The sequence below is a fragment of the Okibacterium fritillariae genome (assembly GCF_052783725.1).
This window is the reverse complement of record NZ_CP199917.1, coordinates 241299-264824: the sequence shown is the minus strand read 5'-3', so window position 1 is coordinate 264824 and position 23526 is coordinate 241299. Positions and strand designations below refer to the sequence as shown.

20 protein-coding genes are annotated in these 23526 nt (G+C 67.2%); 11 read left to right on the top strand and 9 right to left on the bottom strand.

The window, feature by feature from the left end; translation table 11 throughout:
- Nucleotides 1–17: 17 nt before the first annotated feature.
- Nucleotides 18–686, bottom strand: coding sequence for an SDR family NAD(P)-dependent oxidoreductase (locus tag ACUWEX_RS01305; RefSeq protein WP_445996848.1), 669 nt, complete (start codon nucleotides 684–686; stop codon nucleotides 18–20).
- A gap of 88 nt (nucleotides 687–774) precedes the next feature.
- Between ACUWEX_RS01305 and ACUWEX_RS01300 the strand changes: the two genes are divergently transcribed.
- The 8 genes from ACUWEX_RS01300 to ACUWEX_RS01265 all read left to right on the top strand — a co-directional run bounded on the left by ACUWEX_RS01300 (nucleotide 775) and on the right by ACUWEX_RS01265 (nucleotide 12009).
- Nucleotides 775–1896 (top strand): epoxide hydrolase family protein, encoded by a 1122-nt coding sequence (locus ACUWEX_RS01300; RefSeq protein WP_445996847.1) that lies wholly within the window; start codon nucleotides 775–777, stop codon nucleotides 1894–1896.
- Between the two features lie 103 nt (nucleotides 1897–1999).
- Nucleotides 2000–2509, top strand: a complete 510-nt coding sequence (locus ACUWEX_RS01295; RefSeq protein WP_445996846.1) for a tetratricopeptide repeat protein — start codon at nucleotides 2000–2002, stop codon at nucleotides 2507–2509.
- 201 nt (nucleotides 2510–2710) lie between these two features.
- Complete coding sequence (locus ACUWEX_RS01290; RefSeq protein ID WP_445996845.1) at nucleotides 2711–4075, top strand: NAD(P)H-dependent oxidoreductase; 1365 nt, start codon at nucleotides 2711–2713, stop codon at nucleotides 4073–4075.
- Nucleotides 4076–4151: 76 nt separating this feature from the next.
- Nucleotides 4152–4895, top strand: coding sequence for a FadR/GntR family transcriptional regulator (locus tag ACUWEX_RS01285; RefSeq protein WP_079726476.1), 744 nt, complete (start codon nucleotides 4152–4154; stop codon nucleotides 4893–4895).
- A gap of 67 nt (nucleotides 4896–4962) precedes the next feature.
- Entirely contained in the window at nucleotides 4963–6297 is a 1335-nt protein-coding gene (locus tag ACUWEX_RS01280) for an MFS transporter (protein ID WP_445996844.1), read from the top strand.
- Nucleotides 6298–6462: 165 nt separating this feature from the next.
- A complete protein-coding gene (locus ACUWEX_RS01275) occupies nucleotides 6463–7716 on the top strand; it encodes a four-carbon acid sugar kinase family protein (RefSeq protein ID WP_445996843.1) in 1254 nt (417 codons plus the stop codon).
- 247 nt (nucleotides 7717–7963) lie between these two features.
- A complete protein-coding gene (locus ACUWEX_RS01270) occupies nucleotides 7964–9415 on the top strand; it encodes a 3' terminal RNA ribose 2'-O-methyltransferase Hen1 (RefSeq protein ID WP_445996842.1) in 1452 nt (483 codons plus the stop codon).
- Nucleotides 9412–12009 carry a polynucleotide kinase-phosphatase gene (locus ACUWEX_RS01265; RefSeq protein ID WP_445996841.1) on the top strand — a complete coding sequence of 866 codons (2598 nt, stop codon included), beginning with the start codon at nucleotides 9412–9414 and terminating at the stop codon, nucleotides 12007–12009. The genes ACUWEX_RS01270 and ACUWEX_RS01265 overlap by 4 nt, the downstream gene beginning before the upstream one ends.
- A gap of 93 nt (nucleotides 12010–12102) precedes the next feature.
- Here the strand turns inward: ACUWEX_RS01265 and ACUWEX_RS01260 are convergent, their stop codons facing one another.
- From ACUWEX_RS01260 to ACUWEX_RS01245, 4 genes are all read right to left on the bottom strand, one after another.
- Entirely contained in the window at nucleotides 12103–12849 is a 747-nt protein-coding gene (locus ACUWEX_RS01260) for an SDR family NAD(P)-dependent oxidoreductase (RefSeq protein ID WP_445996840.1), read from the bottom strand.
- Nucleotides 12850–12853: 4 nt separating this feature from the next.
- Complete coding sequence (locus ACUWEX_RS01255; RefSeq protein ID WP_445996839.1) at nucleotides 12854–13990, bottom strand: CPBP family glutamic-type intramembrane protease; 1137 nt, start codon at nucleotides 13988–13990, stop codon at nucleotides 12854–12856.
- Between the two features lie 125 nt (nucleotides 13991–14115).
- Nucleotides 14116–14748: a superoxide dismutase gene (locus tag ACUWEX_RS01250; RefSeq protein WP_079726469.1), complete on the bottom strand. Its 633-nt coding sequence runs from the start codon at nucleotides 14746–14748 to the stop codon at nucleotides 14116–14118.
- A 39-nt stretch (nucleotides 14749–14787) separates the two neighbouring features.
- Complete coding sequence (locus tag ACUWEX_RS01245) at nucleotides 14788–15297, bottom strand: flavin reductase family protein (protein ID WP_445996838.1); 510 nt, start codon at nucleotides 15295–15297, stop codon at nucleotides 14788–14790.
- Between the two features lie 58 nt (nucleotides 15298–15355).
- On the opposite strand from ACUWEX_RS01245, the gene soxR reads away from it, so the two are divergent.
- Nucleotides 15356–15802, top strand: coding sequence for a redox-sensitive transcriptional activator SoxR (gene soxR / locus ACUWEX_RS01240; protein ID WP_445996837.1), 447 nt, complete (start codon nucleotides 15356–15358; stop codon nucleotides 15800–15802).
- Nucleotides 15803–15806: 4 nt separating this feature from the next.
- Here soxR and ACUWEX_RS01235 read toward each other — a convergent pair whose 3' ends face one another.
- Nucleotides 15807–16391 carry a helix-turn-helix domain-containing protein gene (locus ACUWEX_RS01235; protein ID WP_200811461.1) on the bottom strand — a complete coding sequence of 195 codons (585 nt, stop codon included), beginning with the start codon at nucleotides 16389–16391 and terminating at the stop codon, nucleotides 15807–15809.
- Nucleotides 16392–16438: 47 nt separating this feature from the next.
- Here ACUWEX_RS01235 and ACUWEX_RS01230 point away from each other — a divergent pair, with 47 nt between their 5' ends.
- Nucleotides 16439–17335, top strand: coding sequence for a class I SAM-dependent methyltransferase (locus tag ACUWEX_RS01230; protein ID WP_445996836.1), 897 nt, complete (start codon nucleotides 16439–16441; stop codon nucleotides 17333–17335).
- A 108-nt stretch (nucleotides 17336–17443) separates the two neighbouring features.
- On the opposite strand, the gene ACUWEX_RS01225 is transcribed toward ACUWEX_RS01230, so the two are convergent.
- A complete protein-coding gene (locus ACUWEX_RS01225; protein WP_077054473.1) occupies nucleotides 17444–18130 on the bottom strand; it encodes a YitT family protein in 687 nt (228 codons plus the stop codon).
- 135 nt (nucleotides 18131–18265) lie between these two features.
- Here ACUWEX_RS01225 and ACUWEX_RS01220 point away from each other — a divergent pair, with 135 nt between their 5' ends.
- Nucleotides 18266–18829 (top strand): GIY-YIG nuclease family protein, encoded by a 564-nt coding sequence (locus ACUWEX_RS01220; RefSeq protein ID WP_445996835.1) that lies wholly within the window; start codon nucleotides 18266–18268, stop codon nucleotides 18827–18829.
- 296 nt (nucleotides 18830–19125) lie between these two features.
- Here ACUWEX_RS01220 and ACUWEX_RS01215 read toward each other — a convergent pair whose 3' ends face one another.
- Nucleotides 19126–19296 carry a hypothetical protein gene (locus ACUWEX_RS01215; RefSeq protein ID WP_445996834.1) on the bottom strand — a complete coding sequence of 57 codons (171 nt, stop codon included), beginning with the start codon at nucleotides 19294–19296 and terminating at the stop codon, nucleotides 19126–19128.
- A 230-nt stretch (nucleotides 19297–19526) separates the two neighbouring features.
- Nucleotides 19527–22952, bottom strand: a complete 3426-nt coding sequence (locus tag ACUWEX_RS01210) for a DUF7507 domain-containing protein (protein ID WP_445996833.1) — start codon at nucleotides 22950–22952, stop codon at nucleotides 19527–19529.
- Nucleotides 22953–23526 lie beyond the last annotated feature (574 nt).

The following is a 23526-nucleotide window of genomic DNA, read 5'->3' as shown; positions in this document are numbered from 1 at the left end:
GCTCGCCGGCGGCCCCGTCAGTCGGCGTCGAGCTCGGTGGCGTAGGTGCGGAACTCGTTGCGTTCCTTGTGCATGTTCCAGAGCAGGTCGGCGAGCGCCGCCGGGTTCTTCTGCGGGTGGTTCTCGTCGATCGATCCCGGGATGATGAGCTGCGCGACATGGATGTCGTCACCCGCGAGTTCGTCGTGCAGCATCGTCGCGAAGGCACTCTGTCCCGCAAACGCGATGGAGGTGCCCGCGAGCCGCCCGACCGGTTTCACGGCGGTCCCACCGTTGACGAACAGGATGCTTCCGCCACCCAGGAAACGCATCCCCGGCACGACCTGGTGCACCGCGGCGACGGGCCCGAAGATCGAGAACTCGACGGGTCCGACGAGGTCGGCCGACGTCGTCTCGAGCACCGGGCGCATGAAGTCCTTCTGCGGCAGCGGGCTGTACTGCAGCACCTCGATGGGTCCGAGCTTCTCGGTGGCTGCTTCGAGGGCGGCCGCGATGCTGGCGGGCTCGCGCACGTTGGCGACGAAACCGGCGGCGCTGATGCCCTCTGCGGCCAGGTCGGATGCGAGGGCATCCACGTGTTCGCGGTTGCGCGAGATGAGGGCGACGGCGAAACCTTCGCGGGCGAAACGGCGGGCGACGGCGGCACCGAGGCCACGGCCGGCCCCGACGATAGCAAGAGTAGTCATGCCTTCATCCCAGCACCGATCGGCGCATCCCGCAGGGGGCTTGCGGCACCGCCCGACCACCGTCGGTGGCCTGCCCTAGCCTGCTGGTATGCAGCCTTATCGCCTGACGATCGACGACGACGCGCTCTCCGACCTGCGGACCCGGCTCGAGCGCACGGCGCTCCCGCAGCCGATCGGTGATGCGGCGGTGGAGAGCGGTTTGGGTCTCGAGCGCCTGGGCGGGTTGCTCGATCACTGGCGGGAAGGATTCGACTGGCGGCGGGTCGAGCGCGAGCTAATGGCGGTGCCGCAGTTCACGGCGACGGTCGACGGCCAGGTCATTCACTTCGCCCATGTGCGGGCGCCGGCCGAGGCTCGCGGGCACCGAGTGCCCGTCATCGTCTTTCACGGGTGGCCGTATTCGTTCATCGAGATGCTGCCGTTGGCACGCCTGCTGACCGCGGATGGAGACGCCGACGTGGTCTTCGATGTGGTCGTCGCCTCGCTGCCCGGTTATGGGCCGTCCCCCGCGCTCGTCGACCGCCCCTTCACCGGCCCCGTCGTCGCCGAGCTCATGCACTCGCTCATGGTCGACACGCTCGGCTACGACCGCTACGTCTGTTACGGCGAAGACGTCGGGTCGACGACGAGCGACTGGATGGCGGCGCTCCACCCCGAATCCGTGCTCGGCCTCTTCGCCACCCACGCGGCATTCCCGCCGGAATCGCGCGCGCAGAACCTCACGGCGGAGGAGGCCGGCTGGGTGGCCGACCACGATGCCGCCTGGAAGCGCTCGCTCGCCTACGCGGCCATGCAGTCGACGCGACCCGAGACGCTCGCCGTCGCGCTGAGCGATTCACCCGCGGGTCTGGCGGCGTGGATCGTCGAGAAGCTGCTCGCCTGGTCGGGCGAGGGCGAGTGGTGGAGCGACGACGAACTCCTGACCACGGTGTGCCTCTACTGGTTCACGCGCAGCATCGGCACGTCGTTCGCGCCCTACCGCGACCACCGGCTGCAAGCCGAGTTGCCCGAGATCACGGTGCCCGCCGGGGTGGCGGTGCAGCACGGGGAGCGCGGGCTGCCGCGCAGCTATGCGGCGCGCACCTATCGCGACATCCGCCGGTGGACCGACCTCGACCGCGGCGGTCACTTCACGGCCTGGCAGACGCCGCAGCTCGTGGCGGCCGAGCTCACGGCCTTCGTCAGTGGGCTGCGCCCGGACGAGCGCTGACACCCGACAGCTCGTCGGCTCATCGGCTCATCGGCTCGTCGGCTCGTCGGCTCGTCGGCTCGTCGGCTCGTCGGCTCGTCGGCTCGTCGGCCAGGATAGGGGCATGACGCCTGCCGCCCTCGACGCCCAATTGGACCGCATCTTCGCCGGCCGCAACCGCGACGACATGGGGCCCACGATCGCGGCGCTCCTGCCGATCTACGAAGCGCACCCGTCCGAGCCTCGCGTGCTCTACGAGGTCGGCGGCGCCTATGACACGGCGGGCGAGGAAGAGACCGCCGTCGGGTTCTATGAACGCGCGATGGCCGCAGGGCTGTCGGGAGACATCCGCCGCCGCTGTTATCTGCAATACGGCAGCACCCTGCGCAACCTCGGGCGGCTCGACGAGTCCCTCGACATCTTCGCGCGAGCCCGCGAGGAGTTCCCCGGCTCGGTCGCCCTCGGCGCCTTCGAGGCGCTCACACTGCACGCCGCCGGCCGCGCGAACACGGCCCTCGGCAGCCTGCTGACACTCCTCGCCGACCACGTGCACGCCGACGAGCTCGAACGCTACAAACCCGCCCTACGCGGCAACGCCGACTACCTCGCCTCCCTCGATGCCGACGGCGCCTAACTGCGACTGAGGCAACAGCGCGCGACAGTCGACATCGTGCTGGCGACACCACTACCGGCATGAAATCGCTCTGACGGCTCCTGTCTCGGCACCACTCTCAGAAGTTATTGACAGATGGTCAGACCATCAGTTACTTTGTTGCGAGACGTCATTGGTCTGACCATCTAGCCGAGACCGCGTCCCACTACGAAGGAGTAGCCCATGAACCTGTTCAGCTTGATGCAGAAGCGCACGGCCGAAGCCGGCCCCATTCGAGTCGGCGTCATCGGCGCCGGCAAGTTCTCGTCGATGTTCCTCACCCAGGCCGTCGGGAGCGACAACATCCACGTCGTCGGAGTCGCCGACATCGACCCGACCAAAGCGAAGGCGGCGCTCGCTCGCACGGGCTGGCCGCAAGAGCGTTACGCCGCGGCATCCATCGACGAAGCGCTGCGCACGGGTGGCACCGCCGTCATCGACAACTCCGACGCGCTGCTGAAATCAGACGCCATCGAGGTCATCCTCGAGATCACCGGAAACCCGCTCGTCGGCACCTATCACGCCGTCACGGCCATCGATCACGGCAAGCACGTGATCATGGTCAACGTCGAGGCCGACTGCATGGTCGGGCCCATCCTGCAGCGCCGCGCCCAGGCAGCCGGCGTCATCTATGCGATGGCCTACGGCGACCAGCCGGCGCTCATCTGCGAGCTCGTCGACTGGTGCCGCACCGTCGGTTTCGACGTGGTCGCGGCCGGCAAGGGAACGAAGTACCTGCCCGAGTACAACTACTCGACGCCCGACACCGTCTGGGACTACTACGGCTTCAGTGCCGAGCAGCTCGAGAGCGGCGACTACAACCCGAAGATGTTCAACTCGTTCCTCGACGGCACGAAGTCGGCGATCGAGATGGCGGCTGTCGCAAACGGAACCGGGCTCATCCCGCAAGACGAGGGCCTGCTCTTCCCGGCTGCGAGCAAGGATGACCTGCCCACCGTGTTCCGCGAGAACGCCCACCAGGGCGGAAGCCTGACGCGTCGCGGAACGGTCGAGATCGCATCGAGCATGTATCGCGACGGCACCGAGGTTCCCGACAACCTGCGCTGGGGCGTCTACGTCACGTTCGAGGCGACGACCGACTACGCGGTGCAGTGCTTCCAGGAATACGGCGTGCACACCGACGAAACCGGTCGCTACGGTTCGCTCTACCGGCCGTACCACATGATCGGACTCGAGCTGAATGTGTCGATCGCCGCGGCCGTGCTGCGCGGCGAGGCGACGGGCGCCCCGACCGGGTTCCGCGGCGACGTGGTCACCACCGCGAAGCGCGCGCTGAAGGCCGGCGAAACGCTCGACGGCGAGGGCGGCTACACGGTGTTCGGCAAGCTCGCGCCCGCCCACATCTCCCTGGGCCGGAATGCACTCCCCCTGGGCCTCGCCCACGGCGCGAAACTCATCCGCGATGTGCCGAAGGACCAGACGGTCTCGTGGGACGACGTGCAGCTCGACGAGTCGCAGTTCGCCGTGCAGATCCGTCGCCAACTCGAAAACGAGTTCCGCGCCGAGCACACCGCCGCGTTGGTCTAACCATTCACCGCGAGAACTACGATGGACATCATCACCGCGGGATCAGCCGCGCTGGGGGGACCTGAGGAGTTCGACAATGGCATCGACCGAGCAGTGGGAGCCGGTGCAGCGACTCCGCACCTACGAACAGGTGATGGCCCAGATCGAGCAGCGCATTCTCGATGGACGGCTCAAAGCGGGAGACCATCTCCCCAGCGAGCGGGACTTCGCCGCCCTGCTCGGGGTGTCCCGCCCGTCGCTGCGAGAGTCGCTGCGGGTTCTCGAGGCCCTCGGCGTGGTCGAGATCCGTCGCGGCGGCGGCCCGGATGGTGGCGCAGCACTCGTTCAGACGCCCGGCGACGGCCTCGTCAACCTGCTCAAGCTGCAGATCGCCCTCGCGCATTTCAGTTCGAACGACGTGGTCGAGACCCGGCTGACGCTCGAAGAGTGGAGCGTGCGCGAAGCGGCGGCCCGAGCGAACGACGACGACCATCGCGAGCTCGCCAAGATCCTCGACAGGATGGACGACCTCGGCATCGACTCGGCCGAATTCAACCGACTGGATGCCGCATTCCACGTGAGGATCGCCGAATCGACGGGTAATGCGCTCACCGCCCACTTCATGAGTTCGCTGCGCACCGCCATCCACCAACAGATGGTCGACCGATATGCCGAACTCGCCGACTGGCGGGCAACGGCAACCATCGTGCGGGCCGAGCACCGAGACATCCTCGCCGCGATCATCGAACGCGACGGGTTGCTGGCCTCCCAACGGGTGAACACCCACATCAACGATTTCTACAAGACGACGAAGGCACGCGGGACGACGCCCATCGAGTGACGGGCGGTCTCCCGCGACGGCCGGGGCGCCGCCCCGTCCGATTATCAACGGAGATAAGGACCACGCGATGACCACCACCAGCCCCGCCCCCGACCTCGCGCGCCGCGCAGAACACGGGTCACCCGACAAGTTGCGCACGGCCATCGGCAGCGCCGTCGGCACGACGATCGAGAACTACGACTTCCTCGCCTACGGCACCGCCGCCGCGCTCTACTTCAACACGGTGTTCTTCCACGCCGAAGACCCCGTCGTGGGCGTTCTGCTCGGCTTCGCCACCTTCGGCATCGGGTTCGCGATGCGTCCCCTCGGCGGCGTGATCGGCGGATATCTGGGCGACAAGATCGGCCGCAAACCCGTCCTCGTCGGCGCCCTGCTGCTCATGGGCATCTCGACGGTGCTCATCGGTGTGCTGCCGACCTACCAGCAGGTCGGCCTCCTGGCCCCCATCCTGCTCACGCTTATCCGCGTCATCCAGGGCATCGCCTTCGGAGCGGAGTGGGGCGGCGCCATTCTCATGACCTTCGAACACGCCCCCTGGAAGAAGCGTGGTCGCTACACCGCCATCCCCCAAGCCGGCGTGCCGCTCGGCCTGCTGCTCGCCAACCTCGTCTTCCTGTGGTCGAGCACGCTCGACAGCGAACTCGCGTGGCGTCTGCCGTTCCTGCTGTCGTCGGTGCTGATCGTCGCGGGCCTCATCATCCGCTACAAGGTCTCGGAATCGCCCGAGTTCACCGACACCAAGACCGCCGGCCTCGTCGTGAAGAACCCCATCAAAGAGGTCTTCAAGCGGGACTGGCGCACGATTCTGCGCGTCATCTCGCTGCGCCTCGCCGAGTCGGGTGGCTTCTACGTGATCGTCACCTACATGCTGTCCTACCTGACGACCGGTGATCAGCCGATCGCCGAACGGTCCACGGCGCTGTCCGGCCTCATCATCGCCGCGGCCATCGGGCTCGTGACCACGATCCTGTTCGGGCGCCTCACCGACCGCATCGGCCGACGGCCCGTCTACATCGCCGGCTCCGTGCTGCTGATGGCCTTCGCGTTCCCCATGTTCCTGCTCGTCAACACGGGGCTGCCCTACCTGATCGTCTTCGTCTACATCGTCGCGATGTCGATCATCCACGACTCGCTGGCCGGCACACAGGGCGCCTGGTTCTCCGAGCTGTTCTCCACCAACACGCGCTCGTCGGGCGCATCCATCGGCTACCAGTTCTCGGCGGCCATCTCGGGCTTCATCCCGCTCATCGCCACGGCCGTCGCCGTTCCTCTCGGCTGGCAGGGCGTCGCCTGGGTCTATCTCGGATGCGGCCTCCTCGGTTTCATCGGAGCGCTCCTCACCCGTGAAACCTGGGGCCCCGCCGAACGGGCAGCCGCCGACCGCGTGATCGCCGGCGAATAACCCCTGCCGACCCGGTGCAGGGCGCACGGGGACCCGCGCCCTGCACCGTTCCACCCCAGCGTTCCACCCCCACCCACCAATTCGCCCGACGGCTCAGATCGCCGGCCCGCATACGCGGTCAGCGACAGGCGAACGCCGCCCGCCGATTGCAAGGAAAGCGACCTCATGAAGACAATCGTTCTCGACGACGACCCGACCGGCACGCAGTCGGCGACCGGCGTCACCGTGCTCCTCGAGAGTGACGCCGCCCTCTTGACCGACGCGCTTCGGCACGCCGACAGCGTCTACGTGCAGACCAACAGCCGAGCGCTCGACGAAGCGGCCGCGGTGACCCTCGCCCGTCGGATTCGCGCAGACGGCGAAGCGGCCGGCGCTGCACTCGGCGAGCCGGTGAGATTCGTGCTCCGCGGGGACTCGACGTTGCGCGGCCACGTGTTCGCCGAATCGGAGGTCTTCCTCGATGAGGGCGCCGGCGGCGTGCTGCTGTTCGTGCCCGCGTTCCCCGACGGCGGGCGGACAACCCGCGGCGGCGTGCACTACGTGCGCGTCGACGGGCACGACGTTCCGGCGCACCACACCGAGTACGCCGAAGACCCCGTTTTTCCGTTCGCGAGCAGCGATCTTGCGCAGTACGTGGCCGAGAAATCGGGCCGGTTGGGCATCCCGGTCGCGCTCGACGTCGTCCGCGCGGGTGGGTTCGCAGACGTTCTGACGAGCGCCGCCCCCGGCACGGTCGTCGTGCCGGACGCTGTCGATGCCCATGACATCCGGATGATCGCGGCGGCCGTCGATACCGCCATCGATGCGGGCGCGAGCCTCGTCATCCGCTCGGCGGCACCCCTCGCCGCCGAACTCGCCGGGGTGGCCAGTGACGGCCTGTTGCCCAGCCCCCTCGTCGATACCCCCGTCGCCACATTGCTCGTCTGCGGTTCACACACCGCGGGAGCGGCCAAGCAATTGGCCCCGGTAGTAGCCACCTTCGGCGAGGCCGCCGTCGTCGACACCGAGGAAGCTCTTGCTTCTGCTGCGCTGGCCGGGCTCGATGCCGCCGAACGGGCGCGGCCGGGGCTCGCCGATCACGCCCTCGCCGTCGTGACGAGCGAACGCGTGCGGTCGGGTGGCCACAACACCCTCGAACACGGCGAACGGGTCATGACGGCGCTCACGACGGCGGTGCGCACACTGCTGCCCGAGGTGTCCGCCGTCGTGGCGAAGGGCGGCATCACCTCGGCCGAGGTCGCCCGCACCGGAATCGGCGCCTCCTCGGCCTACGTGCTCGGGCAGATCTTGCCCGGCGTGTCCGTGTGGCGACTGAACGCCCACGACGGCCGCGAGCTGCTCTACGTCGTCGTGCCCGGCAACGTCGGCGACCCCGACACGCTGGTCGACGTTCTGGCGGCGCTTCAAATAACGCCCTGAACCGTCGTCGCCGGTCGACTGCAAAGAAGCGGCTGTTCAGGAGCACGGGACGCGTGCTGGTCCTGGGGAATCACAGCTGAAGTGTAGCCCCCGACGATGCCCGCGCCACCGCGCATCTCGGGCCGCCGCGCCCCGCGAAGGCGGCGCGACTCCCGGAGTGGGGGTGCCGCGCGGGGTGGGCACGGCGCGGGCGGCCGGGGCGGGTTGTTACGGTGAGGGGAGTGTTGTCGAGGGGAAGAGGGACACTGTGCTCGTGACGTTGACGTCGACCGCGCCGGAGGCTTCGAACCTGAGCCACCTTTTGCGCAAGCATCCGGGCAAGGCGCAGGTGTTCGACCTGTCGGTCGGGCAGGCGCACGTGTTCTACCCGGAGGCGAACGACGAGTGCTGCACCGCGGCGATGATGCTCGAGGTCGACCCCGTCGGCCTGGTGCGCGACAAACGCTTCCGCGGCGGAGATGCATCGACCCTCGCGCAGTATGTGAACGACCGACCGTACGCCGCCTCATCAATGGTCGCCGTGGCCATCGGGCAGGTGTTCCGCACGGCGATGGGTGGCCGCAGCGACGCGTTCCCCGAGCTCGCCGCCGGCACGCTGCCCCTGACCGTGACCGTCGCCGCCGTCTCGGCCCGCGGTGGTGCCGACCTCGTCCGGCAGCTGTTCGAGCCAATCGGCTGGCAGGTCGATGCGCGACCGATCGCGCTCGACCCCGAGCATCCCGAGTGGGGCGACTCGCGCTACGTCGACCTCACGTTGACGGGCGACATCCGGTTGTCGGATGCCCTGAGGCACCTCTATGTGCTGCTGCCCGTGCTCGACGACGCCAAACACTATTGGGTGTCCGACGACGAGATCGGCAAATTGATGCGCGCCGGCGAGGGATGGCTGGCCGAGCACCCCGAGCGTGACCTCATCACGCGGCGCTACCTGGCGCATCAGCGCGGCATGGTCGGGGACGCCGAGGCGTTGCTCGACGGCGATGCGAGCGCCACGGACTTGTCAGCGAGCTCGGATGTCGCAGCGGCAGATGCTGCGGCCGGAGATGTTGCGGCCGACGGCCGCGCGCGAGCCGTTCAAGAACGTTCCCCCTCACTCGCCCGCCTGCGCGCCGCCGCCGTTCTGCAGGCGCTCTCGGATGTCCGCGCCCACAGCGTCGCCGACGTGGGCTGCGGCCCGGGCGCACTGCTCGTGCACCTCATGGCCGAACCCGCGTTCTCGCGCGTCATCGGCACCGACGTGTCGGCTCGCGCACTCGAGGAGGCGGCCCGCCGCCTGAACCTGCGCGAGGCCAGCGACCGGGTGCGCGACCGCATCCAGCTGCTGCAGTCGTCGGTGACCTACCAGGATTCCCGGCTCGCGGGGCTCGACGCGATCGTGCTCATGGAGGTCATCGAACACGTGGATGCCGCACGCCACGGTGCGCTCGAAGCATCCGTTTTCGGCGCCGCCGCCCCCGCCGCCGTCATCGTCACCACCCCGAACAGCGACTACAACGCGTTGTACCCGTCGCTGCCCGCGGGCGAGTTCCGGCACACCGACCACCGGTTCGAGTGGAGCCGGGCCGAGTTCGAGGCGTGGGCCGCGAGCGTGTGCGAACGGTTCGGCTACACGGTCGAATACCGCACGGTCGGCGACGTCGATGCGGCCCTCGGGTCGCCCACCCAGCTCGCACTCTTTCGAAAGGGCGGTCAGCGATGAGCCAGCACACCGAACCCGGTAGTCCCGAGTCGACCGTGGCCGAGCATGCCGCGAAGCCGCCGCTGGCGCTGCCCGACATGTCGCTCGTGCTGCTGGTCGGCCCCAGCGGCTCGGGCAAGTCGACGTTCGCCGCGAAGCACTTCGGTCGCTTCGAGACCCTCTCGAGTGACTTCTTCCGCGGGCTCGTCTCCAACGACGAGAACGACCAGTCGGCGACCGCGGCGGCCTTCGAGGCGCTCAAACACGTGGCCGGCCAGCGGCTGCGCAAGGGCCTGCTCACCGTGATCGATGCGACCAACGTGCAACCCGAATCGCGGCGGTCCCTCGTGGAGCTCGCCCGCGAACACGATGTGTTGCCCGTGGCGATCGTGCTCGACATCCCCGAAAGCGTGTGCGTCGAACGCAACGCCCAGCGCACCGACCGCACGTTCGGCGCCTCGGTGATCAAGCGGCAGCACGACCAGCTGCGACGGTCGCTGAAGCACCTCGGCAAGGAGGGGTTCCGCAAGGTGCACCTGCTGTCGAGCGAGGAGGAGGTGGCCGAGGCGCGGTTCGTGCGCGAGCCCCTGCTCAATGACCGGCGCGAGGAGCGCGGGCCGTTCGACGCGATCGGCGATATTCACGGCTGCCGCTCCGAACTCGAAACCTTGCTCGGAAAACTCGGCTACGAGCTCGTGCGCGACGCCGAAGGCCGCCCCGTCGACGCCGTGCACCCCGAGGGCCGACGCGTGATCTTCCTCGGCGACCTCGTCGACCGCGGACCCGACGCCCCCGGCGTGCTGCGGCTCGCGATGGGCATGGTGCGCGCGGGACACGCCCTCGCCGTGCCCGGCAACCACGAGGCCAAACTGGTGCGCGCGCTGCAGGGCAAGAAGGTGCAGACCAGCCACGGCCTCGCCGAGACGCTCTCACAATTGGCCGGCGAGACCGACGAATTCCGCGCCGCGGTCGAGCGCTTCTGCCGCGAGCTGGTGTCCCACCTCGTGCTCGACGACGGCGCCCTCGTCGTGGCCCACGCCGGGCTGATCGAGAAGTATCAGGGTCGGGCCTCCGGGCGCGTGCGCTCCTTCGCGCTCTACGGCGACACCACGGGCGAGACCGACGAATACGGCCTGCCCGTGCGCCTGCCGTGGGCCAACGAGTACCGCGGCGACGCCACCGTGCTCTACGGCCACGTGCCCACGCTCGAGGCCGAATGGGTGAACAACACCATGTGCCTCGACACGGGCTGCGTGTTCGGCGGCAAGCTCAGCGCGCTGCGGTGGCCCGAACGCGAGGTCGTCGACGTGCCCGCCGAGCAGGTTTGGTATGAACCGGCCGCTCCGCTCGGACGTGCCGCGCAGGCATCCGTCGACGAACGCGACCCGGGCCTGCTGCGCATCGACGATGTGCTCGGCAAACAGATCGTCGAGACGCGCGTGTTCGGCAAGGTCGGCATTCGCGAGGATGCCGCGGCCGGCGCCCTCGAGGTTATGAGCCGTTTCGCGACCGACCCGCGCCACCTCGTCTACCTACCCCCGACCATGAGCCCGCCGGCCACATCGAAGCGCGACGACCTGCTCGAACACCCCGCCGAAGCGTTCGAGGCCTACCGCCGCGAGGGGCTCGGCCAGGTGATCTGCGAGGAGAAGCACATGGGTTCGCGCGCCGTCGTGCTGCTGACGCGCGACCCCGGCCGGTTCGACGCGCCCGACGGATGGCGGGGCGTGGTGCACACGCGCACCGGGCGGCCCTTCTTCGACGACGCCCTGACCGACGCGTTCCTCACGCGGCTCGACGCGGCCGTCTCGGCGGCCGGACTCTGGGACGAGCTCGACGCCTCGTGGCTGCTGTTCGACGCCGAGTTGCTGCCCTGGTCGCTCAAGGCGGGCCCCATCATCCGCGAGCAGTACGCGTCGGTGGGGGCGGCCGCGACCGCCTCGCTGCCCGCCGCGGTGTCGGTGCTCGAGCGCGCCGCCTCGGCCGGCATCGATGTCGGCGACCTACTCGACCGCACCCGCCGACGATCCGAGGATGCTTCGGCCTACGTCGACGCCTACCGTCGTTATGCCGCACCGTCGCAGGGTCTCGAGGGCGTGCAGTTGGCGCCGTTCCAGCTGCTCGCATCCGAGGGGGCCAGCCACCTGGGCCGCGAGCACGCGTGGCACCTCGACATCGCGCGGCGACTGGTCGACGCCGACCCCGACTTCATCCGCGCCACCCGCTCGGTGTCGGTCGACCTCACCGACCCCGCGTCGGAGGATGCGGCGATACTCTGGTGGGAGGAGCTGACGGGCGCGGGCGGCGAGGGCATGGTCGTGAAACCCGTCGCCGGCCTGACCCGCGGCACGAAGTCGCTCGCACAGCCGGGCATCAAGGTGCGCGGCCGAGAATACCTGCGCATCATTTACGGCCCCGACTACACCGAAACGCGCAACCTGTCCCGGCTGCGCGACCGCGACATCGGCCACAAACGCTCCATGGCGCTGCGCGAATACGCGCTGGGCGTCGAGGCCATCGAGCGCTTCGTCGCCGGCGAACCCACCTGGCGCGTGCACCAGGCCGTCTTCGGCGTGCTCGCCATGGAGTCGGAGCCTATCGACCCGCGCCTATAGGCGGTCGAAGCGAGGGTGGATCGCTCAAGGCAACGATCAGCGTTCCGCCCGAGCGAGTCATGCGACGTGGGTTGATCGAGCGGGCGCTCGAGTCTAAGCAGAGGGCGGCATGCGCTCGGGCAGCTCGATGCCGGTCTCGGCGGCGAGCGCGTCGATCAGCCGCGCCTGAAACGCCAGGTCCTCGACGGATGCATGAGGCTTCTGCTGCGCGCCATGGTGCCAGTAGCCGCCGCTGATGCGGGCCTGTGGGTCGGTGGCCAGCCGCGCCTGCGTCTCATAGCCGAGGTCGAAGTCATCCGGGGCGCCCTCGCCGCCCATCTTGGTGGCGACCCAGCCGGGGTCGACCGAGTTGCCCTGGATGTCGGGCCACCGTCGTGCGACCGCCGCGGCGAGAGTCGATACGAAGAGTTTGCTGTCGGAGTAGCTCGCCGTCGCCTCGCCACCTGACCAGTCGAGCCCGTCGAGGGTGGGCTGGCCGCTCCGGTGCATGCCGCTGCTCAGATAGACGTGCCGAGTCGGCGTGCGCAGCAGCGCGGTGAAGAGGTACGGCGCGACCACGTTGACCGGCAAGACGGCGGCACCGGAGAGGATTCCGGCGTTGTGGATGACGGCATCGATCGGCCCACCGGCGTTGAGCCGCGCCGCACCGTCGATGACCTGCTCGCGATCAGAGAGGTCGGCGACGAAGAGCTCCGCGCCGCGCTCGATCAACGGTGCGACGGCCCCGGCTCGCTGCTCATTCCGAGCGTGCACGATAACCGTGTGCCCGCCCGCGAGAAGAGACTCCGCTGCCCCGCGGCCTAGCCCATCGGTCGACCCCGTGATGAGAATGTGTGACATTCCCTCATCCTCGCTGATCGGGGCGGCCAGGGTAAGACTCTGGGGGCGCCGACTCACCGCTTCCCTGCGAGAAAGGCGGGGACGACTGCGGCCAGGACTGCGGATATCCCGGCTGCGAAGCGTTCGCCTGGGGCGGCCAGGGTTGCGAGTACTGCTGCGGCTGCGGGTAGTGCGCCTGCGGCGACTGTGGGTGCTTCTCGTAGGAGGAGCGGGGCAGCGGGGCGCGCGTGACGAGGCCGTAGCGGCGGCCCCACCAGACGCTGAAGAGACCCGCGGCGAGCACGATGGCCATGGGAATCAGCATCCAGGCGTCGGCGACGCCCGCTTCGCGTTCGAAGACCTGGTCGGTCTGGTCGAGCAGGGCGGTGGGGATGAAGAGCAGCACGTTGTTGGTGGCGTGGATGAGCACGGGGGCCTCGAGCCCGCCGGTGCCGCGCGCCGCCAGTGCCATCGAGACGCCGAAGATGAAGTAGTAGGCCAGCAGCCACGGGTCGGACGCCGCGTGCGCCAGCATGAACACGAACGACGAGATGAACGTGGCCGACACGAACGCGGCCGTGGGATGTCCGAACCACGAGCCCACCGACCGCTGAATGAGGCCGCGCGCACCGTATTCTTCGCCGGCCGACTGCAGCGGCGTGGTGAGCAACACGATGACGAGCATCGAGATGGTGCTGGCGGTGAACTGCAACTCGTCGGGCGGCGTTCCGATGAACGAGATGGCCACGTAGATGAGCCAGACGGGCACGATGACGAGCGCGAGCCGCCCCATCCAGCGCCACCGGAAGCGACCCGTCACCGACGACAGGTTGCCCGGCCGCACGCCGAACAGCAGCCACTGCAGCAGCATCGAGACGGGCCACATGGCGCCGAGCGCCAGGTTGTTGGCGAGCATGACGGCGGGCGTGAGGCGCAGCGGGTTCTCGGCCCATTCGTCGAACGTGTATTGGCCGGTGGCGACGTCGAAGAAGACGCCGGCGAGGCTCAGGATGGTCGAGAGCACGAAGAAGAGGACGACGAGGGCGACGATCGCGAGGGTTCCGCGCCACCATTGGGGCTTCACGCGTAAGCCCTGGTCGTGCGTGACGACGGGACGCGGTGCCGTTTCTACCCATCCGTTATTCGGCGTGTGGTTCGTCATACATCCAGCCTAGGGACGGCTGGATTGCCGGGCCTCCCCCTCGCGTCGGACATCGACGGACCGTGACGCTCGTTCCTCCGACGAGGGAGGGACGGGGCGCGAGGGGGAAGGCGCGGCGGGGTCAGCTAGACGGCCGACGGAACGATGAGCCCGTTCGTCGCGGTGCGGGCGCGGGTGAGGCGCGCCTCGACATCCGCCCAGTTGACGATGTTCCAGAACGCCTTCACGTAGTCGGCGCGCACGTTCTGGTAGTCGAGGTAGTAGGCGTGCTCCCAGACGTCGAGCTGCAGCAGCGGCGTGATGCCGACGGGCACGTTGCCCTGCTGGTCGAAGAGCTGGAAGATGACGGGACGCGCGCCGATGCTGTCCCAGCCGAGCACCGACCAGCCGGAGCCCTGCACGCCGAGCGCCGTGGCCGTGAAGTGGGCCTGGAACTTCTCGAACGAGCCGAAGTTGGCGCCGATGGTCTCGGCGAGGTCACCCGTGGGCTCTCCGCCGCCCTCGGGCGACAGGTTCTGCCAGAACACGCTGTGGTTGATGTGACCACCGAGGTTGAAGGCGAGGTCCTTTTCGAGCTTGTTGACGGCCGCGAGGTTGCCCGAGTCGCGGGCCTCGGCCAGCTGCTCGAGGGCCGTGTTGGCGCCCGTGACGTAGGTCTGGTGGTGCTTCGAGTGGTGCAACTCCATGATCTGCGCGGAGATGTGCGGGGCGAGGGCCGAGTAGTCGTAGGGCAGGTCGGGCAGGGTGTAGCTGGGCATCCGATGTTCTCTTTCTGTTGTGGGATGGAGGGAGGCTGATCAGTCGTGACTGAGGCGCAGGAACCGGCGGTCGTGGTAGACGAGCGGTTCGGATGGGGGGCCCGTGATGACGTCGAGCACTTCGGCGACGACGAGCAGCGAGCTGCCGACGGGGACGACCTGGATGGTGCGGCAGCGCAGTGCCTGGCGGGCGTCGGCGAGGAGCGGCTCGCCCGTCGGCAGGGTGGTGAAACCCTGTTCGGGCGTGAAGCGGGGGGCGCCCGAGCGGGCGAAGGCCTCGGCCACGTCGATGTGCTGCGTGCCGAGCAGGTGCACGACGTAGGTGTCGGCCGAGAGGAGCGCGCCGGCCGAACCGGTGGCCCGCGTGACCGAGAACGAGAGCGCGGGCGGGTCGACGGCCACAGAGGCGACGCTCGACGCCGTCAGGCCGACGGGACCCTCTGGCGTGATGGCGGTGATGACGGCCACGCCCGCCGGATGCTCGCGGAAGGCGTTCTTGAAGGATTGGGCCGTGGCCGCCTGGGAGGCCAACGATTCGGTTTCGTGCATGTCCTCACTCTAAAACCTCAAGTATGGTTGAGGTCAAGGGCTGGCGAAAGGTGAGGCGATGTCACAGGCATCCGAAGAATTGCTCACGGTCGCCGAGATGTGTCGGCGCACCGGGGTGGCCGCCTCCGCCCTGCGCTTCTACGAGGATCTCGGGCTCATCACGTCGCGTCGCACCGTCGGCAATCAGCGGCGATACCCGCGGCACATGATTCGGCGAGTGTCGCTCATCTCGGTGGCTAAACGGCTCGGCATCCCCCTCAGCGACGTGCAGTCGGCGTTCGAGGCGTTGCCGCACGACGAGACTCCGAGCCAAGAGGATTGGCAGCGCGCATCCCTGCGGTGGAAGAAGCAGCTCGAAGAGCGGCGGCTGGGCATCGAGCGGCTCGAGCGTGAACTGACCGGATGCATCGGCTGCGGGTGCCTGTCGATGAAGGCGTGTGGGCTGCTCAACCCCGATGACGCGCTCGGACAGTTGGGTGCGGGGGCGCACCGACTGGGCGAATAGCCACTCAGTCGTCGAGGTGCGCGCGTTCGCCCTCCTGCGTGAAGATCGACAGGATCTCGACGGGGCCGTTGTGGGCGCCGACGGCGTGCGGCGTCATGCACGAGAACTCGGCCGCCGACCCCGCCTCGACCAGGATGTCGCGCTCCCCCAAACGCAGGTGCAACGTGCCCGACAACACCATGAACCAGTCGCGGCCCGGGTGCACGCCACCCTGCGACGCGAACTCCTCTGAATCGCGCGGCGCCAGCTTCTCTTCGATGAGCATCTTGGCGACCGTCATGTTGTGCGGGGCGCGCTCCTTGGCGAGCGTCCACACGGTGCGGCCGCGCATTTCGTTGCGCTGGGGGCGGATGACGACATCCTCGTCTTCGGTTTCGACGAGCAGGTCGAGCGTGGTCTCGAGGGCGCGAGCGATGGGCACGAGCTGGTCGAGCGCGATGCGGCGGTGACCCGTCTCGATGCGACTCAGCGTGGAGGGGCTCAGGAAGCAGCGCGCCGCGAGCGTGTCGAGCGACCAACCGCGCGCCACCCGCAGGGCCCGGATGCGTTGGCGGATGACGGCGTCGAGGTCGGGCTCTTCTTGCTTCATGCGCAAGAGTCTATGCCGTCGGCGCATGTGGCGTCTACGGTTGAGGGATGACGCAGCCACACGCTCACAGCCCGCAACACTACGGCCACGGCCACGATCACGCGGGGATCGCGCCGCTCCTCGACTTGGACGCCGAGGTTCTGCACGAGGCCCTGTTCGCGATCACGAACACCCTGCGCGCGGCCCGCGACGGGCAGCGTACGCGCCGCGTTCTGGACCTCGGCGCCGGCACCGGAACGGGCACGATGGCTCTCGCCGAGCGTTTTCCGCGCGCTGATATCTACGCTCTCGACCGCTCCGAGCAGATGCTCGACCTGGTGCGCAGCAAGGCGTTCTTCCGCGGCATCCCCGAGCGCGTTCACACCGTGCGGGCCGATCTCGACGACGTGTGGCCCGCGTTCGAACCGTTCGACGTGGCGTGGGCGTCATTGTCACTGCACGAGGTGGCCGACCCCGACCGCGTGTTCGAGAACATTCTCACGGCCCTGACTCCCGGCGGCATGCTCGCGGTCGTCGAGATGGACACGCGACCCTTCGTGCTGCCCGACGACCTCGACCTCGGCACCCCCGGCCTCGAGGCGCGCATCCACGCCGCCGTCGCGCCGGCCCGCGCCCCCATGAACCTGCACCCCGATTGGACCGACGCCCTCGTGCGCGCCGGATTCACGGATGTCGCGCGCCACCGCTTCGACATCGCCACGTCCCCTCAGGCCCTCGCCCGCTTCGCTTCCGGCCCAACGCCCGGCGAGCGCGCCTCGGTTCTCGCCCGCTATGCGCACACGTCGCTGCTGCGACTGCGCGACGCCGCGCGGCCGGGCCTGAACCAGGAAGACCGAGACACGCTCGACATCCTGCTCGCCGCAGACGGCCCCCACAGCCTGCTCAACCGAGGCGACCTCACCGTCAATGGCACGCGCAGCCTCTGGCTAGCCCGCCGACCGTAGGCAACGGGAGCCCCGGCGGCCGCTCGATAGCGCGGCCAACGGTTGACGATGAACGGTTCGCGATGAGCGGCCAGGCACGTGGGGCGACCGGTTGCCCGGCAATCTGGGCTAGTGCCCGATGTAGCGGTCGGGCCGGTGGTTGATCGCGAGGACGAGGTTGAGCAACACCGCGCCCAGCGCGGAGAGCAGCACGGTCAGCGGCGAGACGACGGCGAAGGCCGATGCCACGATGATGACGTCGAAGATCATTTGCACGTAGCCGGCCTTGAAGCCCGTCTTGTCCTGCACGAGCAGAGCCACGATGTTGATGCCGCCCAGGCTGGCGCGGTGGCGGAAGATGATGAGCAGGCCGATGCCGACGAGCAGGTTGCCGGTGAGCGTGCCATAGACGGGGCCGATGCTCGAGACATCCAACTGGGTGGGATGCAGGTAGGCCAGCAACGAGACGATGACCACGGCGATGATGGTGCGCACCGTGAAGACGACGCCCTTCTTCCAGAACGCGAGGGCGATGAACGGCGCGTTCACGAGCACGAACCAGATGCTGAACGAGACAGGCGTCGAATAGCTGAGGAGGAGGGCGAGTCCGGCGGTTCCACCGGTCACGGCGCCGGACGCCTTTAAGAGGAAGAGGCCGAAGGAGACGACGAAGGCCCCCGTGAAGAGCCCGAAGGCGTCTTCGAGGCGGCTGTGTTTGACCTGGCGCTCGCGGGGTGGGCGAGAGGTGCGCGGGGTTCGGGGCTGGCGGGGGGCCAGCGGCTGGCGAGGATCACTCGCGTTGCTGTCGGGTTGCACCCTGCAACGTTATAGCCAGCGGGGGTCGGTGCGGCACGCGGGGCGATCGGCGCACCGCGGTTTCCACGCACCTGGACAGGCCCACCCGCGTAACAGCCGCGCACGGATGTCGGCCGTGACCCGTAGCCTTCAAGCATGGACGGTTGCGTCATCCCACTCTCGACGGGCCTCGCGTGCGGCGAACCGGTCGCCTCGGGCGCGCCGATCGACCTGTGCCACGACCACCTCCTCGCCGCGCACGACTGGGTGGCCGGCGACGCGGGCGTGACCGACCTGCTGCCCTCACCGTGCCTCGCGTGCGGTTCGCGCCTCGGCGTCCGCTACCCCTCTGGGTGGATGTGCGCGATCTGCGAGTGGCGGGTCGGCGCCGTCGTCGACCAGGCCGATGTCATCGCCGTGCGCGTCGACGTCGTCTACTACTTGCGCTTTCGCGACCAGATCAAGATCGGCACCTCGGCGACGCCACGGCATCGGCTCGCGGCCATCCGCCACGACGAGCTGCTCGCGTTCGAGCGTGGCAACCGGTCGCTCGAGCAGCGGCGCCACGCGCAGTTCGCGGCCCACCGCCTGGGCCGCTCGGAATGGTTCGCGGCCCACGACGAGCTCTTGGCCCACATCGACACTCTGCGCCGGGGCGTCGACGACCCGTGGCAGCTCTACGCGCTCTGGCGCAGCGAACAGCTCGCCCTGCGCGGCTGACCGGCGGCCGCGAAAGAAGTGCGGAACTCAGACAGCCACCGCTCGAGAGTCTCTCTACTTCGGAACGGTATCGGTTCTTCTCCGCACGTACGACAGCTGGTGTGATCGTTTCGCACCTGCGCGCCCGCCGGCCAAGCACTCAACGCGACTACTTTACGTTCGGCAGCCAGGCTCAGGCCGCTCCTCACCCGGACAACCTGTCACGTTTCGCCGAGGGGGCGGTCCTGCAGGTATCTGGCGGGCGCCGTGATCGCCCGGCTCCGTAATGATCCCGGCGAGGTCGCGCATCTGGCTGGTTAGTCGTCGAGTTCTCGAACAAAAGTCGCGACATCCGAAACGTCCCAGGCTTCGATCTCGGCGCGCACCGCGTCGAGCCCATTCAGTTCCCGCTTCACGAGCCACAGATTGACCTCGCCCGTTCGACGGTCTTTTGCGCTCAGGGGCAGACGTTGCCAGAGTTCATACAACGCTTGAGCAAAGGCCCAGCGACTTTCCTGCAGCGCTGCGAAAGACGTGTCTTCGAGAGAAGAGGCCTTATACGTGTGTGTCTCGGACGTGGGCGACTACGAGTCATCCACAGGTGCACGAGCCGCAGATGACGGCGAATCTATTGCTGCCGATGAAAGCAAGTTCCGCAAAATAACTTCGGGCGAGTGGATTTTGGAAACTCCACCCGCCCGAAGTTACTTACGTATCCCTATGCGGCGCCGCGACGGGTGCGACGAATTACGACTAGACCGGCTCCTACGAAAAGCAGGATGATCGCGCCGATGCCTAGAGGCAGCACGTTGGCGCCGGTAGAAGCGAGCCCCGGACCAGGTGTCGACACCTTGACTGTCGACACCTTGACTGTCGACGGTGACGACTCGATCGGCGGACCGGTGGGCGGGACACCCGTAGCGGTCGCGGTGTTACTGATCGATCCGGCGGTCAGATCGGCCTGCGTCACCTTGTAGGTGGCGGTGCAGGTGATTTGCTGACCAGGCGCGAGGGAAGCAGCTTCCGCCGGGCAGATGATCGCTGAAAGCGATCCTGCTCCAGTGAACTTACCTTCATCAACCGCTACGTTGCTCAGCGTCACGTTACCGGTGTTGGTCACCTGGAACGAGTAGGTGATGAGCTGACCAACCGCGGTCGCCTTCTCAACGTTCGCAGTCTTGACGACCGCGATGCCCGGCGCAGGCGGCGACGGGACCGTGACTTCGGACGGCGGCGAGGTGGGCGGGGTGCCCCCGTTCGGTGGCGTACCGGTAACAGTGGCATTGTTCGTGATCGTGCCCGCATCGACGTCTGCCTGCACCACCGTGTAGGTGGCGGTGCAAGTGATCTGCTCGCCGGGTGCCAGGGCGGCCGGTTCTGCAGGACAGGTGACCTCGGAGAGCTCACCCGCACCTGAGAACTCACCCTCATTCACAGTGATGTCGGTGAGTGAGACGTTGCCGGTGTTAGTGACGAGGAAGGAATAAGTGACGACTTGACCGACGACGTAGTCTTCCTGGGCTGCAATGTCGGCCGTCTTTACGACGGTGATCGCCGGTGCGGAAACTGAGGGAACCTCGACCGTCGATGGCGGCGACTCAATGGGGGGACCGGTGGGCGGAACGCCCGTGGCCGTCGCCGTGTTCGCCGTGTTCCCGCGATCAACATCCGCCTGCGTCAGTGTGTAGGTCGCCGTGAACGTCGTCGACGCTCCAGGAGCGAGCGTCGCAACCGATGCTGGCGTAACTGCGCCCAGTTCGCCCGAACCGTTGAAGTCACCTTCGTTCACGACCACATCTGTCAACGTCACGTTGCCCGTGTTCGTGACCAGGAACGAATACGTCAACTCCTCACCCACCTCATACGAGGTCTGATCAGCCGGAGCAACCGTCTTCGCAATCGTCAAAGCCGGTGCGGGGACTGAGGGAACCTCGACCGTCGATGGCGGCGACTCAATGGGGGGACCGGTGGGCGGAACGCCCGTGGCCGTCGCCGTGTTCGCCGTGTTCCCGCGATCAACATCCGCCTGCGTCAGTGTGTAGGTCGCCGTGAACGTCGTCGACGCTCCAGGAGCGAGCGTCGCAACCGATGCTGGCGTAACTGCGCCCAGTTCGCCCGAACCGTTGAAGTCACCTTCGTTCACGACCACATCTGTCAACGTCACGTTGCCCGTGTTCGTGACCAGGAACGAATACGTCAACTCCTCACCCACCTCATACGAGGTCTGATCAGCCGGAGCAACCGTCTTCGCAATCGTCAAAGCCGGTGCGGGGACTGAGGGAACCTCGACCGTCGATGGCGGCGACTCAATGGGGGGACCGGTGGGCGGAACGCCCGTGGCCGTCGCCGTGTTCGCCGTGTTCCCGCGATCAACATCCGCCTGCGTCAGTGTGTAGGTCGCCGTGAACGTCGTCGACGCTCCAGGAGCGAGCGTCGCAACCGATGCTGGCGTAACTGCGCCCAGTTCGCCCGAACCGTTGAAGTCACCTTCGTTCACGACCACATCTGTCAACGTCACGTTGCCCGTGTTCGTGACCAGGAACGAATACGTCAACTCCTCACCCACCTCATACGAGGTCTGATCAGCCGGAGCAACCGTCTTCGCAATCGTCAAAGCCGGTGCGGGGACTGAGGGAACCTCGACCGTCGATGGCGGCGACTCAATGGGGGGACCGGTGGGCGGAACGCCCGTGGCCGTCGCCGTGTTCGCCGTGTTCCCGCGATCAACATCCGCCTGCGTCAGTGTGTAGGTCGCCGTGAACGTCGTCGACGCTCCAGGAGCGAGCGTCGCAACCGATGCTGGCGTAACTGCGCCCAGTTCGCCCGAACCGTTGAAGTCACCTTCGTTCACGACCACATCTGTCAACGTCACGTTGCCCGTGTTCGTGACCAGGAACGAATACGTCAACTCCTCACCCACCTCATACGAGGTCTGATCAGCCGGAGCAACCGTCTTCGCAATCGTCAAAGCCGGATCTGAGATGGGGTTCGTGGTGCAGGCAAGGTTGTCGGGGTCGCACGACGTTGGTGGAGTTGTACCGGTAGGGATGACATAGTTCGACAGCTGTCGGTCACCAGTTGCTGGGTCGTTGATCGTCACCGCATAGGTGATGGTTGTCTGACCGCCGACCGGAATAATCCCACTTATCCTAAAGCCGTTATTCGCGACGGGGTCGATAGTCAGCGCGGTACCAGACGAAACTGCGGGTGCGCTTGTGACCGTCGCGTCGTCGAGAACCGACGAGAGGTCATCAGTGAGGTCGACCTGCGCAGGAGCGGTCCCGTTCGCGTTCGCCAGCGTGATCGAGTAAGTCACCGTCTGTCCGAGAGCCACCAAGGTACCCGACGTTGGATCGGATGATTTTGCGATGGTCAGCTCGGAGCATAAGCCGCTGTCCTGCTGAGACGTGGCACCAAAGAGAGTAAGCCCTGTCGTTGCGATGGCCGTAGTGGCCACTGGTGCTGTCGAGGCAGCCGTGGGGATCGACGTGATCTCGTAGATAGTGCCAGTGGAACCCGCAAGGAAGACCTTGCCACCGCTTTGTGCCGCGCCGAACGATTCGGGGACAGTACCGACCTGGGTCACCGCGAAGCTTGGCGAGATGCGGAACAGTGCATTGCCGTTCGATCCCGCACCAACCGCGAGGATGTCGCCGTCCGCAAGGGAGAGGAAGTCGCCGGCAGATCCGAAGCCCGTTGGGAAAGCGGCTTCGTAAAGCGTTGCGACGCCGGACGCGGGGTTGATGCGGAAGATTTGCTGGGCGGTCGCTCCACCGCCTGGCGAGGCACCGACCAGGAGCGAACCATCAGCCAACGAACTCAGAGCATTGACGAAGTAGTTGCTTGCCGGGAGGCCCGTTATGGCGATTTGTGCAGTCTCCGCCCCGGTGTTGGGGTCGATTGTGTACAAAAACGGCACGCCGGGGAGGATGCCGTAGAGGGTCAAGCCATTGCTGGAGAAAGCGATGTCCGTATACGAATGCGGAACCGGCACGCTGCTTTCGAGCGCACCTGCGTCTGAATACTGGTTCAGGACAGGTGTAGCACTTCCTGTGTTTACGTAGATGTTCCCGGGTGCGCAGATCGGCGCCGCAAGGGCAGTCTGAGTTGGGATGAACACGTTCAGGACGGTGATCATGCCCATTAGGAGGGCGAATAGCACGGCAGCCGCGGTGCTTTTCTTGACCGTTCCGGTATTGCCTCCGGCGGTCGGTGGTCTTGTTGCGTGCATGGGGTCCTTTCGGAGCAGGTTCCTAGGTGCTAGTTCAGAGCTATGCCACGCATTCAGACGTGGCATACGTCGTTGCAGCGCCTTGGTTCGATCAATCAGCAACTGACAAAGCCCTCGAACTAACAGACGGAATTGATCCAGATTTATGACGCCTAGTTGGCGAATTTTCGCCAAAAAAGTTGAGCGTTGTTCTTTGGTGGATCTGATCCTGATTCGGCGAACCAGTCTCACCGGCTCGATCTGTAAGCAGAAAGGGAGAGATTCAAGCTAAACCAGGAGGGAGTTCGCTGCGAATCACAGCCATAGCCACAATGATGCGGCCCGCCCGATACTGGTCTGGGGAGCCACATTGGACACCCTCACAGCAGCGCAGCTGGCAAGGCAGCGCGTCCACCTCGTCAAACGCCTGCGACCGCACTGTGGACGTCTCGATCCGGAGGATGTCCTGTCCGAGCCCATACTCCGGCTAGCGGAGAGATTTCGTGCC